The organism is Patiriisocius marinistellae, from assembly GCF_009014635.1.
In the GTDB taxonomy this organism is placed as follows: Bacteria; Bacteroidota; Bacteroidia; order Flavobacteriales; family Flavobacteriaceae; genus Patiriisocius; species Patiriisocius marinistellae.
In genome coordinates this window covers 1,081,027-1,096,963 of the sequence record NZ_BKCF01000001.1, presented here as the reverse complement: position 1 = coordinate 1,096,963, position 15,937 = coordinate 1,081,027, and the positions used below count along the sequence as shown (strand labels likewise).

Annotated in this window: 15 protein-coding genes; 11 read left to right on the top strand and 4 right to left on the bottom strand. The window is 35.7% G+C overall.

Features of this window, described 5'->3' with window-relative positions; all coding sequences use genetic code 11:
- The gene (locus GB234_RS04890) at positions 1-1,746 is read left to right on the top strand and encodes a NupC/NupG family nucleoside CNT transporter (RefSeq protein ID WP_151893392.1); all 1,746 of its coding nucleotides are present in this window, start codon (positions 1-3) and stop codon (positions 1,744-1,746) included.
- A gap of 69 nt (positions 1,747-1,815) precedes the next feature.
- Here GB234_RS04890 and GB234_RS04885 read toward each other — a convergent pair whose 3' ends face one another.
- On the bottom strand, positions 1,816-2,187 hold the full coding sequence (locus GB234_RS04885) for a thymidylate synthase (protein WP_151893391.1): 372 nt from the start codon (positions 2,185-2,187) through the stop codon (positions 1,816-1,818).
- 135 nt (positions 2,188-2,322) lie between these two features.
- Between GB234_RS04885 and GB234_RS04880 the strand changes: the two genes are divergently transcribed.
- From GB234_RS04880 to mqo, 7 genes are all read left to right on the top strand, one after another.
- A complete protein-coding gene (locus GB234_RS04880) occupies positions 2,323-3,147 on the top strand; it encodes a thymidylate synthase (RefSeq protein ID WP_151893390.1) in 825 nt (274 codons plus the stop codon).
- 15 nt (positions 3,148-3,162) lie between these two features.
- A complete protein-coding gene (locus GB234_RS04875) occupies positions 3,163-3,597 on the top strand; it encodes an energy transducer TonB (protein ID WP_151893389.1) in 435 nt (144 codons plus the stop codon).
- Between the two features lie 91 nt (positions 3,598-3,688).
- Complete coding sequence (locus tag GB234_RS04870) at positions 3,689-4,198, top strand: energy transducer TonB (protein ID WP_151893388.1); 510 nt, start codon at positions 3,689-3,691, stop codon at positions 4,196-4,198.
- 84 nt (positions 4,199-4,282) lie between these two features.
- Positions 4,283-5,446 (top strand): ergothioneine biosynthesis protein EgtB, encoded by a 1,164-nt coding sequence (gene egtB, locus GB234_RS04865; protein ID WP_151893387.1) that lies wholly within the window; start codon positions 4,283-4,285, stop codon positions 5,444-5,446.
- A gap of 9 nt (positions 5,447-5,455) precedes the next feature.
- Complete coding sequence (locus GB234_RS04860; RefSeq protein WP_151893386.1) at positions 5,456-6,427, top strand: L-histidine N(alpha)-methyltransferase; 972 nt, start codon at positions 5,456-5,458, stop codon at positions 6,425-6,427.
- Between the two features lie 42 nt (positions 6,428-6,469).
- Positions 6,470-6,751, top strand: coding sequence for a DUF427 domain-containing protein (locus GB234_RS04855; protein WP_172966841.1), 282 nt, complete (start codon positions 6,470-6,472; stop codon positions 6,749-6,751).
- A 7-nt stretch (positions 6,752-6,758) separates the two neighbouring features.
- Complete coding sequence (gene mqo / locus GB234_RS04850; RefSeq protein ID WP_151893385.1) at positions 6,759-8,243, top strand: malate dehydrogenase (quinone); 1,485 nt, start codon at positions 6,759-6,761, stop codon at positions 8,241-8,243.
- 31 nt (positions 8,244-8,274) lie between these two features.
- On the opposite strand, the gene GB234_RS04845 is transcribed toward mqo, so the two are convergent.
- The 3 genes from GB234_RS04845 to GB234_RS04835 all read right to left on the bottom strand — a co-directional run bounded on the left by GB234_RS04845 (position 8,275) and on the right by GB234_RS04835 (position 9,765).
- On the bottom strand, positions 8,275-8,736 hold the full coding sequence (locus GB234_RS04845) for an RNA methyltransferase (RefSeq protein ID WP_151893384.1): 462 nt from the start codon (positions 8,734-8,736) through the stop codon (positions 8,275-8,277).
- 32 nt (positions 8,737-8,768) lie between these two features.
- Positions 8,769-8,999 carry a hypothetical protein gene (locus GB234_RS04840; RefSeq protein WP_151893383.1) on the bottom strand — a complete coding sequence of 77 codons (231 nt, stop codon included), beginning with the start codon at positions 8,997-8,999 and terminating at the stop codon, positions 8,769-8,771.
- A gap of 109 nt (positions 9,000-9,108) precedes the next feature.
- Positions 9,109-9,765, bottom strand: a complete 657-nt coding sequence (locus tag GB234_RS04835) for an HAD family hydrolase (RefSeq protein WP_151893382.1) — start codon at positions 9,763-9,765, stop codon at positions 9,109-9,111.
- 620 nt (positions 9,766-10,385) lie between these two features.
- Here GB234_RS04835 and GB234_RS04830 point away from each other — a divergent pair.
- The 3 genes from GB234_RS04830 (at position 10,386) to GB234_RS04820 (ending at position 15,937) form a co-directional block, all read left to right on the top strand.
- Entirely contained in the window at positions 10,386-10,805 is a 420-nt protein-coding gene (locus GB234_RS04830) for an HYC_CC_PP family protein (protein WP_151893381.1), read from the top strand.
- Between the two features lie 132 nt (positions 10,806-10,937).
- Complete coding sequence (locus GB234_RS04825; protein ID WP_151893380.1) at positions 10,938-14,723, top strand: efflux RND transporter permease subunit; 3,786 nt, start codon at positions 10,938-10,940, stop codon at positions 14,721-14,723.
- Positions 14,720-15,937 carry a TolC family protein gene (locus tag GB234_RS04820; RefSeq protein WP_151893379.1) on the top strand — a complete coding sequence of 406 codons (1,218 nt, stop codon included), beginning with the start codon at positions 14,720-14,722 and terminating at the stop codon, positions 15,935-15,937. Before GB234_RS04825 ends, GB234_RS04820 begins: the two co-directional genes overlap by 4 nt.

Here is a 15,937-nt window from a genome sequence, read left to right as displayed (position 1 = left end):
ATGAAATATTTTTTAAGTTTTATATTAGTGCTTTTTTTCTTCGGAAATGTAACTGCGCAAACTATTGAAAAGAAATGGGATTTCAAAAGCGTTACCTCTGAAAACGGCGCATCCTTTTTTGAAGTAATTTCAGGAAAAGATTTCTTAGAATTACAGAACGGCTCATTCAATTACCAACTATCTGCTAAAGACAACCTAAAGGCTTCTGGAGATTATATATATCAAAATGACTTACTAATTTTTTTCTTCAACTCACCAAGCGACAGCATAAAAAGATACAGAGTAACAGAGCTAACAGACACTTCTCTTTCTTTCACTGAAAATAATACTACTTATAAATTTACAACACCAATAGCAACCACCGCAAACGAGTTAACATCCCTTCAAATTTCCGAAAAAAATGAAGACAGTGATAATACGGCGGCTTCATTTATACCCTCAGAAGGTTTTACATTTTCTAGTTTTTGGAGAGGCGCACTAGGCATGTTGTCTTTGATTTTTATAGCCTTTTTATTTAGCGCAAATAAAAAAGCTATTAGTTGGCGAACGGTAGGATTAGGTCTTGCGCTACAGTTAATTATAGCCATTGGGGTTTTAAAAGTACCTTTTGTACAAAGCATTTTTGAAGCTATTGGTAAGGTTTTTATCAATATTTTAGATTTTACCAGAGCAGGAAGTAAATTTCTATTTGAAGGTCTTGTGGTTGACATGGATACGTTTGGGTTTATTTTTGCATTCCAAGTTTTACCAACAATTATTTTCTTTTCGGCACTAACGTCTGTATTATTCTATTTAGGAATTATTCAAAAAGTAGTTAAAGCCTTTGGATGGTTATTATCAAAAGTCCTTCGTATTTCAGGAGCCGAAAGCTTAAGCGTGGCAGGAAACATATTTTTAGGTCAAACTGAAGCACCATTACTTATTAAAGCCTATTTAGAAAAAATGACTAAAAGTGAAATGCTTTTAGTAATGATAGGAGGTATGGCAACTGTTGCTGGAGCAGTGTTAGCAGCCTATATTGGATTTTTAGGTGGTGATGATCCTGCCTTGCGTTTAGTTTTTGCGAAACACTTATTAGCAGCTTCTGTCATGGCAGCACCAGGAGCTATTGTAATTTCAAAAATACTATACCCTCAAACAGAAGAGGTAAATACAGATGTAACAGTTTCTTCAGAAAAAATAGGTTCAAATATACTAGATGCCATCGCAAATGGTACTACAGAAGGACTAAGGCTTGCAGTAAATGTGGGTGCTATGCTTTTAGTGTTTGTAGCTTTCATTGCTATGTTTAATGGCATTATAGGCTACTTAGGACAAATAACTTCCATTAATGAATGGATGGCAGCAAACACTGCCTACCCACAATTATCCCTTGAAGCAATTTTAGGAACACTCTTCGCCCCGTTAATGTGGCTAATAGGTGTTGCAGAGGCAGATATGATGATGATGGGACAACTCCTTGGAATAAAGCTAGCTGCAAGTGAGTTTGTAGGATACATACAGCTTGCTGAGTTAAAAAACCTTAATAATGAAATGCATTTAAATTACGAAAAATCTGTAATTATGGCAACTTACATGCTTTGTGGTTTTGCAAACTTTGCATCTATTGGAATTCAAATAGGTGGTATTGGCTCATTAGCACCTGGACAACGTAAAGTTCTTTCAAAATTTGGGATGAGAGCATTATTGGGAGGTTCGCTAGCTTCCTTAATTTCAGCAGCGATTGCAGGAATGATTATTGGATAATTGCTAGATAATCTTCAATATTTATTTAAAATTTTAGCTAATAAAACATGTATTAGAATTATTTAAACATCAATCTCTAATTACAGTTCTAGCCCAACCTATAGCCTGTTCTACTGTTTTAAAAAAGCTAAATGCACCCTCGTATAAGTGTTGCTCACTCACCGCCTCTTGCTTTACACTAGCATCTTCACTAACAATAGCAAGACCTACCATAGTTTTAGGGTTTACCTCTTTATACGCCTTTGGGTCAACATCAGAACTAAATGCGCGATTTGAGATAAAAACATAAGGTTTATTTTGATAATGCGTATCAGCACATCTAAGAATTTCGCTAGCAATTTTTGCAGAAATTTCTGAACCCTGCAAAGTATAGACAAGATAGACATCAAAGCATTCCATAATACCATGATCCATTTTATAAGTAGTTACTGAGTGTGCCATAGAACAAAATTACACAATTCTGAGTGATTTGTTAACGGTATGTTAAAAAGTTAATAACTTCTTTAAAACCGCTTCCGCGAAAATTTTATCCCTCCAAGACCGTTAATTAAATTTACCATTCATAAAAGATTTAAAATGAAGCAATACCACGACCTTATAAAACATGTAGTTGAAAGCGGAGCTCAAAAACATGATCGCACAGGAACAGGAACTAAAAGTGTATTTGGATATCAAATGCGTTTTGATTTAAGCGAAGGATTTCCTATGGTCACTACAAAAAAATTACATTTAAAGTCCATTATTTATGAACTTTTATGGTTTTTAAATGGTGATACAAACATTAAATATCTTCAAGAAAACGGTGTTCGTATCTGGAATGAATGGGCAGATAAAAAAGGAGATTTAGGCCCCGTTTATGGACATCAATGGCGCAACTGGAATAGTGAAGAAATTGATCAAATTTCAGACATTATAAAAACATTAAAAACAAATCCAGACAGTCGCAGAATGCTTGTAAGCGCATGGAACCCTAGTGTTATGCCTAATACATCGGTTTCATTTTCAGAAAATGTAGCCAATGGAAAGGCCGCACTCCCTCCCTGCCATGCATTTTTTCAATTTTATGTTGCTAACGGAAAACTTTCTTGCCAGCTTTACCAGCGCAGCGCAGATATTTTTTTAGGCGTACCTTTTAATATTGCGTCGTATGCACTTTTTACAATGATGATGGCCCAGGTTTGTGGCTACGAGGCTGGAGATTTTATACATACATTTGGAGATGCTCATATTTACAACAATCATATGGAACAAATTGAACTTCAATTGTCTCGAGAAACAAGACCTTTACCAAAAATGTTGCTAAATCCAAATGTAAAAGATATTTTTGGCTTCAAATTTGATGACTTTACGTTGACTGATTATAATCCGCATCCGCACATTAAAGGTGCAGTTGCAATTTAAACCCAAAATTTACTTATGAAAAATCTATTTTTACTTGCTTTTGTACTTATTTCAGCTTCAACTTTTGCACAAGATGATCCAGCATGGGGTACTGTACAAAACAACACACTAACCATGAAAGAGATTGCACCGGTATGGCCTGGATGTTCTGGTAGTGAGGCTCAAAAAGATAAATGTTTTAATCAAAAATTGACACAGCATATTGTAAAAAACTTTAAATACCCTATGGATGAATACAAAAAAAATATTCAAGGTCGTGTTGTTGTTGATTTTGTAATTAATGAACAAGGTAAAGTAGAAGTTAAAAATGTGACTGGTGGAAATAAAGGGCTACAAGATGCTGCTAGAGCAAATATAGAAAAGATGCCTACACTTAAACCTGGTATGATGGGAGGAAAACCAAGGGCTATAAAAATGAGTGTTCCTTTTAATTTTAAGACAAATAAATAATTAAGAATAAACCAAATACTTCTTAGAAAATAAATTTAAAGGTATGTAAATGATAATCTCGTTTATATACCTTTTTATTATTAATTTAATTATGAAACATTTTTTTTCTCTTTTACTTATCACATCGATTTATACTAATATATACGCTCAAAATAAAAGTGATGAAGAAATTGTTGCTAGAAATATTCAAGACCTAGACAAACCACCTATTTATCCTGGATGTGAACATCACCTTTTTAACGATGCATTAAAGAAGTGTATGTCATACGAAATGCGAAAACATATTTTAGTCAATTTTAATAAAAGAATTGCTGACAGTTTGCTTTTAGAAGGAATTCAAAAAATATATATTAGCTTTAAAATTAACAAAGAGGGAGATGTTGTTAATATTAAAGCAAGAGCACCACACCCTTTACTAATTAATGAAGGAGAACGAGTAATTTCATTATTACCAAAAATGACTCCTGGTTATCTAAAAGAAAAGGCAGTCTCTTTACTATATGCATTACCTATTGTATTTAAAGTTGAAAATCTAAAAGAAACTCCAAAGGAAAAAAGAAAAAGATTACGTAGAGAAAAACGTTCTAAAAATGAGAATTAACATCTGTTTAACGCTTACTCGTTTTCTCTAAACCTTATAGAATTTGTATCTTTAAAGTGTCTACTTAATTGGACACTTTTTTTTATGACTATTACTGATAATTTAATTTTGCTTTTTACTGAAACTCGACAATATACTGAAACCCTCTGTAAACCCTTAGAGCTAGAGGATTATGTAATACAACCTGAACTAGACGTATCTCCCCCAAAGTGGCACCTAGGACACACCACTTGGTTCTATGAAGAATTTATATTAAAACACCATAAACCTAACTATAAACTTTTTCATAAAGACTTCGCATTTGCTTTTAATAGTTATTATGAAGGCATAGGTAAAAGAATTGTAAGAAGCGCACGTGGTAATATGTCCCGCCCTAGTGTTGCTCATGTGTACGACTATAGACATTACGTAACAAATGAACTTAAAGACTTGTTAAAAGGCAACATTTCAGAAGAAATTAAAAATCTTCTTTTAATGGGAGTCCATCACGAAAAACAACATCAAGAATTATTAATGACAGACATTAAATTTATTCTTGGAAACAATCCATTTCAGCCTAAATACAACGATACATTTATTGAAAACACAATCGAAGATATTGAGCAAAAATGGATATCTATAGAAGAAGGCATCTATGAAATAGGACACGAAAACCCAAAAACATTTCATTACGATAATGAGGTAAATCGTCACAAAGTTTACTTACATAATTACGCTATTTCAAATAAGTTAGTGACTAATGGCGAATATTTAAATTTTATAAATGCTGGGGGTTATAAAGACTTTAATTTTTGGCATATGGAAGGCTGGGAATGGGTAAAACAGCAACAACCCAATCACCCTATGTATTGGCACAATGTTGATGATAAATGGCACCATTACACCTTGCAAGGACTGCAAGCATTAGACATGGATGCACCCGTAAAACACATTAGTTACTTTGAGGCATTTGCATATGCACAATGGAGTGGCTTTAGACTACCTACAGAGTTTGAGTGGGAAGCAGCAAACACTAAATTTAAATGGGGACAACGATGGGAATGGACAGAAAGCGCCTACCTACCTTACCCCAACTACAAAAAAGCAGAAGGAGCAATTGGCGAGTATAATGGTAAATTTATGGTCAATCAAAAAGTACTTCGCGGAGGGTCTGTAGTAACTCCAGTAAATCACACACGTCCTACATATCGCAACTTTTTTCACGCACAGTTAAGATGGCAATTTACAGGAATAAGACTTGCAAAATAGTCGCTTAAAATGAATATTAAAACCACGATTGCATTGGACACAACATTTAAAAAAGAAGTTTTTGAAGGCTTAACCGCATACCCAAAATACCTCTCCTCAAAATATATTTACGACAAAAAAGGAGACAAATTATTTCAAGATATAATGGCATTGCCAGAATATTATTTAACTAACTGTGAGTTTGAAATACTATCGATACACACTAAAGAGATTGCTGCTCACTTCGGAAATGTTAAGGGTGGCTATGATTTAATTGAATTAGGTGCTGGTGATGCGAAGAAGACAAAAGTATTGCTAAAACTACTTTCGGAAACCGAAACAGATTTTATCTACAAGCCTATTGATATTAGTCAAAATGCAATAGACAGCCTTTCAAAAAAACTATCAAAAGAACTCCCTAAAGTTAATGTAGAAGCTGAAAAAGGCGAATATTTTGAAGTTCTAGAAAGATTAAAAACCTTCAAAAGTCGAAAAAAAGCAATTATGATTTTAGGCTCAAACATAGGTAATCTATTACATCCTCGTGCCATAGATTTTTTAACAAAACTAAAGGAAACGATGAATAGCAATGACATGTTATTTATTGGGTTTGACCAGAAGAAAAACCCACAGACTATTCTTAATGCATATAATGATGAAACAGGAGTTACCGAGGCTTTTAATAAAAACTTGTTGACTAGAATTAATACTGAAATGGCTGCTAATTTTAATCTTAAAAATTTTAAACACTGGGAAGTATACGATCCAGAAACGGGTACTGCAAAAAGTTTTTTAGTAGCTACAAAAGCTCAAAAGGTCCATATAAATGCGTTAGACTTAGAAATAAACTTTGATCAGTGGGAAACTATACATACTGAAATATCTCAAAAATATGACGATAAAACAGTGGCTTGGTTAGCAGGTGAAGCAGGGCTTGAAATTATTACAGATTTTACAGACTCAAAAGCTTATTATAAAAATTACCTTTTTAAAAAGAAATAGCATTTAGTTAACAAGTTTAAGAAGCATACATATAAATTGATTATGAAAGCAATTTGGAACAATCAAATTCTAGCCGAAAGTAATGATACTATTATAATTGAAAACAATCATTATTTTCCAAAAAATTCAATAAAGGAAGAATATTTCAAAGAAAGTAACAAATCAACACATTGCCCTTGGAAGGGAGATGCTTCCTATTATTCAATATACGTTGATGGAGAATCAAATATTGACGCAGCTTGGTATTACCCTAAAACATCACATGCTGCAAAGCCTATTGAAGGTTATGTAGCATTTTGGAAAGGTGTAGAAATTTCAGAATAATACAACTATGGCTTTAAAAAGAAAATTAAAAAAGCACTACGATTTAATTTGCGTAGGCGGCGGAATCATGAGTGCAAATCTTGCGCTAATTTCAAAAATATTAAAGCCAGATTTAAATATTTTAATACTTGAGCGATTAGACAAAGTTGCACAAGAAAGCAGCGCTGCCTGGAATAATGCCGGAACAGGTCACTCAGCCTTATGCGAGTTAAATTATTGTCCTGAAAATGAAAATGGTGTTGATATTAGTAAAGCTATTTCTATTTGTAAACAATTTGAAATCTCTAAACAATTTTGGAGTTATTTACTCAACAAAAATCTTATCAAAGATCCTAAAACTTTTATAAACCCAGTAAATCATCATAGTTGGGTGCAAGGAAAAGATAATGCAGATTACCTTGAAAAAAGGTATAATGTAATGAAAGAACATTTTATGTTTGATAGTATTGAGTTTACGCGCGACCATGAAGAAATGGCTAAATGGTTTCCACTAATTATGGGTAACCGCGACATAGACGAAAACCTTGCTGCCTCAAGAATGGGGCGTGGCGCTGAGATGAATTTTGGCTCATTAACCGAACAATTATTTCATATTTTAAAAACTGAGTACAATACTCCTGTATATTGTAATATGGAAGTTAAGGATATTGATCCAGATACAGACCTAGACTGGACTGTTGAAGTGAAAGATGTATTGACTAATAATACACAACAACTAGAAGCTGACCACGTATTTATTGGTGCTGGAGGGTACAGTTTATTGCTTTTACAAAAAGTTGAAATTGAGGAAAAAGAAGGTTATGGTGGTTTTCCCGTAAGCGGACAGTGGCTTGTTTGCAAAAATAAAGATATAATTAATCAACATAATGCAAAAGTGTATAGTAAAGCTGGGCCTAATGATCCACCTATGTCAACACCGCATTTAGACACTCGTTATATTGACGGAAAGCGTGAGTTATTATTTGGACCCTTTGCAGGATTTAGCCCTAAATTTTTAAAAGAGGGCTCAAACCTAGACCTTTTTAAATCTATTAAACTTGACAATATTTCACCTCTACTTGGAGCTTTTTGGAAAAACTTACCATTGACTAAATATTTAGTAGAGCAAGTATCTATGTCATTTGAAGATAGAATGAATGATTTAAGAAAATTTGTCAAAGATGCCAAAAATAAAGATTGGGAGATTATCCACGCAGGCCAACGTGTTCAAATTATTAAAGAAGATGAATATACCGGCGGTGAACTTCAATTTGGCACCGAAGTGATTAGTAGTAAAGATGGTTCAATAACGTGCTTGCTAGGCGCTTCGCCTGGAGCATCTACGGCAACTTATATTATGTTAAATGTTTTAGAAAAAGCCTTTCCAGAAATTATAAATTCAAAAAGAGGAAAAGAAATTATGCATAAAATGATTCCGTTTTGGAATGAAGAATTAACTAAAGAGCTTTTTAACGAACAATTAGAAAAATCTAAAGCAGCACTACAATTATAGATGTTGTTACTTTTCAGAAGTGAGAATTAAATTACTGAAATGGTTTATTTCTGCTTCTATCATATAATACAATACTTCCAGCAACGGCAACGTTGAGACTAAACTCTGATTTAAATTGCACTAAAAAATGCGATTTTTCAATAGCCTCATTACTCAAACCATTATCTTCAGCACCTAGTAGATACACACATCTTTTAGGATGTTTAAAATTTTCTAAGTTTTCTGCTTTATCTGTTTTCTCAATGCCAACAATGCGAACTCCCTTAGGAAGATGTTCGTAAAAATTATCAAAATTTTTATAGTGATAATAGGGCATTGACTTGACAGCATTGTGTGTATCGCTTGCTTGATTTGCATAGCGTTTACCAATAGTGAAAATAAAACTAGCTCCTAGATTTTGTGCGGTACGCCAAAGAACCCCAAGATTTTCTGGAGTTTTACCGTGTAGAATACCAATTCCAAAAAAAGAAGTTGTAAAGTTGTCAGGTTGCATGTTTCAAAAATAAGAAACTAAAACAACATTGTTTAATCTCGAGCCTCTGGAGGCAGTCCCATTAAACGTTTTTCAATTTTCTTTTTTTTCTCTGTAACCCGCTTCATAGTTGCCATGATTTCTGGATCATTATTCTCTTTGTAAATTGCGTAAAGTGCTAGAACGAGTCGTTTTCCTTCACGAGATGCTTTTACACGCTCACTTGTGGTTAAGTGACTCATTTTCATGTTTTCGAAAGCTTCAGCTTCTTTTAATAATTCCATTGAGGAGTTCCTTTGTTTAAACTAAAATAAAATTAATCAAACTAAATGGGTTTTTACACCATGTTTTATCAATTTTGGTAATATTAATATTTTCAAAAATTATTTGCAATTAAAAGTGTTTAGAAATTTCAGAAAATTTTATTTCCTTGAAATTTTGAATCACTAAATCTGCTTTTGAATAATCTTGATTTTTTGAATGATGGCTATTATAACCTACACAAAAAATACCTGCTCCTTTAGCAGCTTTTATTCCGTTTGTTGAATCTTCAATAACAAAACACTCACTTGGCCTAAAACCAGATGCAATTGCTGCTTTTTCAAAAATCTCTGGATGCGGTTTAGATTCATTCAAGTCTGCTCCGCTTAATTTTGCGATAAAATATTGATTAAGATTAAAACGCTCAAAGATTCTATTTATGTTAGGCATTGAGGCAGAAGATGCCAAGACCAAGGTAAGACCATTATTAAAATACTCTTTTATTAAATCTTCAACACCATCTAACAAAGCTAAACTTTCATCATTTTCAAAAAGATATTTAAAGTGTTTACGTTTTATAGCGACAAGTGTTTGTGGGTCTTCGGAAATTTTAAAATCATCCACCAAGCGTTTGCAAATATTCAATGTTGATTGTCCTGTAAAACTTTCGTACAATTCTTGCGAAACATTAATGCCTACTTCGTCAAACATTTTAAAATATGCCTTTTTGTGTAGTGGCTCAGTATCCACAATTACACCGTCCATATCAAATAAAACTGCTTTTAACATTATACTAAATTTTAACGCGAAGATACTTTAATCTTAAAAATACAAGGTTTAATTTGAAGTAGATTTGATTTTTTATCGCTTTGCTTAACTCAATAAAATCTCCATTTTAAAAATTAAACGTCATTGATTCTATTTCTATAAATCCACAAAAAAACCCTCACATTACTGTGAAGGCTTGTTTTTCCTAGTAGCGGGAACTGGACTCGAACCAGTGACCTTCGGGTTATGAGTTGCTGAAAAATTTGATTTACAACGACTAGCAATCCTATACAATAGCTTAGTGTTCAAAAACGTGTTCAGTTTTTGTTCACTTATTAATATTATTTTGAAGGCGTAAATTAAGAAAAAATTCATTCTTATTACCTAAATACCTTCATTTAACTTAGAAAAACACTTCTCTTAAAATATTCGTTCAGATTTACTAACAAAAAATTAAACTAACAATATTCCATAAAATTGAAAAAAATAAAATTAAGCTTTATAGCTACTAAAATTTACAAATCTGATTTTCCCTTATTTTAATATATACAAGTAAAACATTGTTTTTAAATTAGAACGAATAAATTAAATTATAGTTAAATGCAATATCAATTATCAAAGATTTATTAATTTTGTAAAAAATGAAGCGAGTAATCCAAAAATTGATAGCATTTTTTATGGCAGCTGTAGTCCTTATGACTACGATGTCATTTACGGTGGATATGCATTATTGTGGAGATACGTTAGTAGATTTTTCATTTGTGAAGCAAGCAAAGTCTTGCGGAATGGAAAAAGCACAACCAGCTAAAAGTTGTGAAAACCCAATGATGTCTGAGAAGTCTTGTTGCTCAGATCAACAGATTATCGTCGAAGGTCAGGACAATCTCAAACAAAATTTTGCGCAACTTTCTTATGAGCAACAAGTATTTGTTGCATCATTCACATATGCATATATCAACTTATTTGAAGGAACTCAATCAACAGAAGTTCCTTTTGTAGATCTCTCGCCACCATTTATAAGGCAGGATTTACAAGTATTACACCAGACATTTTTATTTTGATTTATTAGACAGTCCCGATTCAATTCGGGAGTAAAGCCCTGCGGTAATTCCGTTTAGGGCACGTTTTGTTGTTTCCAAGCTTTTGAGAATCAGCAAAGCAGTATTGTATAACTGTCTAATGAATATATATGTATGCTCAATAAAAGCATCAAGTTTCTTATAGAAAACAAGCTCGTCGCAGTACTTCTGCTCACACTTTTCGTGGGTTGGGGAATTGTAAACGCACCATTCAGTTGGGAAACTGGAATTTTGCCCACAGATCCTGTTGCGGTAGATGCCATTCCAGACATTGGCGAGAACCAACAAATCGTGTTTACAAAATGGCAAGGACGATCGCCACAAGATATTGAGGATCAGATTACCTATCCACTTACCACTTCTTTGCTGGGTATTCCAGGCGTTAAGACTATTCGTAGTTCTTCAATGTTTGGTTTTTCCAGTATCTATATCATCTTTGAAGAAGATGTAGAATTCTACTGGTCGCGCAGCCGTATTCTTGAAAAGCTCAATTCACTGCCCAGCAACCTATTGCCAGATGGCGTAAACCCAGCTTTGGGTCCAGACGCCACAGGATTGGGACAGATATTTTGGTACACCTTAGAAGGTCGTGATAAAGACGGCAATGTAACTGGCGGTTGGGATTTGCAAGAGCTAAGAAGCATTCAGGATTACTATGTGAAATACGGTCTGTCTTCGGCAAGTGGTGTTTCAGAGGTGGCGTCCATTGGAGGTTACGTGCAGGAATATCAAGTAGATGTTGATCCTGAAAAGATGCGTCAGTATAACATAGGCTTGAGCGCTATCGTCAAGGCAGTTAAAGAAAGCAATCAGGATATAGGTGCACAGACTTTAGAAATTAATCAAGCTGAATATCTCGTGCGTGGTCTGGGCTACATCAAGTCCATTGAAGATATTCAGAACGCAGTCGTCACTTCAGAAAATTTTACGTCTATCAGAATCAAGGACATAGCAAATGTTCAATTGGGACCGCAGACCAGACGTGGTATTTTGGACAAGGAAGGTGCCGAAGTCGTCGGTGGCGTAGTGGTCGCTCGTTATGGAGCAAATCCGCTGGAAGTCATTAATAATGTAAAAGATCAGATTGCCGAATTATCTTCTGGACTACCCACAAAAACCTTATCAGACGGTCGCACTTCACAAGTGACCATAGTCCCTTTTTACGACCGTACAGAGCTTATACAGGAAACATTGCATACCCTTTATGAGGCACTTACATTAGAAATTCTCATTACCATTTTGGTCATTATTGTTATGGTTTTTAACCTGCGCGCATCCATTTTAATATCTGGGTTGTTGCCGGTTGCCGTGCTGATGGTATTCATCACGATGAAGCTTTTTAATGTAGATGCAAACATCGTCGCATTATCTGGTATAGCCATCGCCATCGGTACAATGGTAGATGTAGGCGTTATCCTTGCCGAAAATATGATCAGGCATTTAGAAGATGAAAAATTACGCTTTGGCGAAAGCGGAATAGAATTCACCACAAACGAGGTTATCTACAATGCAACCGCCGAAGTTTCTGGAGCGATACTTACCGCTGTACTCACGACCATTATCAGTTTTATTCCAGTATTTACAATGGTAGGTGCCGAAGGAAAACTCTTCAGACCACTTGCATTTACAAAGACGATGGCACTTTCTGCATCCCTCGTAATCGCACTGTTTTTAATACCGCCGTTTGCAGCGTTTCTTTTCAGAAAAACGAATATTCGCAAGCGATCTAAACTGCTGTTGAATGGTCTTTTGATCGCACTTGGCATTACTGCAATTGTATTTGGTTACTGGCTTGGGTTGATTCTAATTGCGTTTGGATGCAGTGGTTTATTCTTTTCGCTTAAAGCGGAAAAGGAATACAAACTTACCATTGCTGGCTACAGCATCAACATCAATCAAAACGTAGTCAATATCATCATTTCCTGTATCGCTATTGTCGTGCTGTTAGCCGAATATTGGCGACCTTTAGGATTTGACCGCAGTATCTTAATGAACTTAATTTTTGTGGCGATCATCTGTTTTGGACTGCTTGGTATTTTCTCAATTTTTAGACGGTACTATGAGAACATATTGAAATGGGCGCTTGAAAACCGATACCTATTTTTAATTATTCCAACTACGGTATTAATTCTGGGTGCGCTAATTATGCGCAACACTGGCAAAGAATTTATGCCAGCGCTTAATGAAGGTTCCTTTTTACTGATGCCTACATCCTTGCCACACGCTGGTGTAGAAGAAAATAAACGCGTCTTACAACAACTGGATATGGCCGTCGCCAGTATTCCAGAGATTGAGACTGTGGTGGGAAAATCAGGTAGGACGGAATCTGCACTCGATCCTGCGCCATTATCTATGTATGAAAATGTGATTCAGTATAAAGCTGAATATATGCGCAATGAAAATGGAGAGCGACAACGCTACCAAATGAATGATGATGGGCTATATGTATTGAAAAACAACAAGTTTATCATCAATCCAAATAATGAAATAAGTGAAGATGCCAGCTATGATGCGTCCCAACTTAAAACCACCGCAACTCGTGATGATTTAATTGCAGATGATGATGGCGAATATTACCGCAACTGGCGACCAGAAATAACAAGTCCAGATGATATCTGGAACGAGATTGTAGCGGTAACCAAATTTCCTGGAGTGACCTCTGCGCCTAAATTACAGCCTATTGAAACGCGACTGGTAATGTTACAAACAGGGATGCGTGCGCCTATGGGCATTAAGGTAAAAGGTCCCGATCTAAAGTCGATTGAAGATTTTGGGTTACAGTTAGAAGATATTCTAAAACAAGCCGAAGGCGTAAAAGAGCAAGCAGTTTTTGCAGACCGTATTGTAGGTAAACCTTACTTACTCATTGATATAAAGCGAGATCAACTGGCGCGTTATGGTATTTCCATAATGGATGTACAGGAAGTATTACAAGTTGCCGTTGGCGGTATGCCTCTCACGCAAACTGTAGAAGGTCGCGAGCGTTATGGTGTACGCGTGCGCTATCCACGTGAGCTACGTGGTAATCCAGATGATATTAAAGATATCTATGTACCTGTAGAAAAAGGTAGTCCAGTTCCGTTGGGCGAGCTGGTGGAGATTCGTTATGAGCAAGGACCTCAAGTCATAAAAAGTGAAGACACCTTCCTGATAGGATATGTGCTTTTTGACAAGTTGGACGGCTTTGCGGAAGTAGATGTGGTTGAAAATGCACAAGCGCTCATCAAACAGAAAATTGATAACGGAGAGCTTATCGTACCGCAAGGGATCAATTACCGATTTACAGGAACTTATGAAAACCAACTGCGAGCCGAAAAAACACTTTCGGTAGTGGTTCCGTTGGCCTTACTTATCATCTTTATAATTCTGTATTTCCAGTTCCGCTCGGTATCTACATCGCTTATGGTGTTTACGGGAATAGCCGTTGCATTTGCTGGTGGATTCATTATGATATGGCTTTATGGGCAAGATTGGTTTTTCAATTTCAATCTGTTTGGCGAGAATATGCGAGATCTATTCAATATGGAAGTGATCAATTTGAGCGTCGCCGTTTGGGTAGGTTTCATAGCACTTTTTGGAATTGCAACAGACGACGGTGTAGTCATGGCGACCTATCTCAAACAATCCTTTGACTTAGAGCGTCCTGATAATAAAAAGCAAATTAGGCACGCAACTTTAGTGGCAGCTGGAAAGCGCATCCGTCCATGTTTAATGACTACCGTGACCACGGTTCTCGCACTGTTGCCAGTGCTCACATCTACAGGAAAAGGCAGCGATATAATGATCCCTATGGCGATACCCATTTTTGGCGGGATGATCATCGACATCACATCCTATTTTTTACTGCCAGTCCTGTATAGCTGGAGGGAAGAGTACTTACTTAAAAAAGCAAACAAATGAAAAATATTAAGATCGTAACGTGTTTTTTGTTGGTTTCCGCTTTCGCGAAAGCGCAACAATTACAATCCTATATAGATGAGGCAACTACGAACAACCCAGAGATTCAGGCGTTTGAATTGCGCTACAACATTGCCGAGGAAAAAGTAAATGAAGCAGACTGGATCCCTAACACAGAATTAAGTGCTGGTTACTTTATTAGTGAGCCAGAAACTCGGGTAGGTGCACAACGTGCAAGAATTGGTGTGAAGCAGATGTTACCTTGGTTTGGAACCATTACAGCACGTGAGAATTATGCAACCTCAATGGCAGAAGCTGAATATGTTGAAGTTACCATTGCCAAAAGAAAACTGACACTCTCAGTTGCTCAATCCTATTACCGTTTGTATGAAATACGTGCAAAGCAAAGAGTGCTTGATGAGAATATAGAATTACTGGAAACCTATGAGCGTCTTGCGCTCACATCTGTAGAGGTAGGAAAAGCGAGCGCGGTAGATGTATTGCGATTACAGATACGTCAGAACGAATTGCTACAGCAAAAAGAAGTGCTGGAAGAGGAATATCTGGCAGAACAGACTGCTTTCAACAACCTACTCAACAAAGATCAAGATGAGACTGTAGATATTTTAACAACAATGGAAATCCCTACGGAAGATCCCATTTATGGAAGTGATGCGCTCGCATTAAATCCAGAATTGCTCAAATATGACAAGCTCTACGAATCAGTATCTCAATCAGAATTATTGAATCAGCGTGAGAGCTTACCTATGATTGGTTTTGGGGTGGACTATTTGCCAGTAACTGCACGCGAAGACGTGACTTTTAGTGATAATGGGAAGGATGTTTTGATGCCTATGGTATCAGTTTCTATCCCAATTTTCAACAATCGCTACTCTTCCATAACTAAACAAAATGAGTTACGACAGCAGGAAATCGAAACCCAAAAGCAACAGCGGTTAAATGTGCTGGAGTCCGCTTTCGCGAAAGCAGTATCTGAAAGCAACCAAGCGCGTATAAAACACAACACACAAGCAAAAAACCTAAAACAAGCCAGCGATGCCGAGGAAATCCTGATTAAAAATTATGAGACTGGAACGATAGACTTCAACGATGTTCTGGATATTCAGGAGCTACAGTTAAAATTTCAGATGGATCAAATAGCGTCTGTGCAACAGTATTATATGCAACAGGCAATCATTAACTATTTAATCCAATAA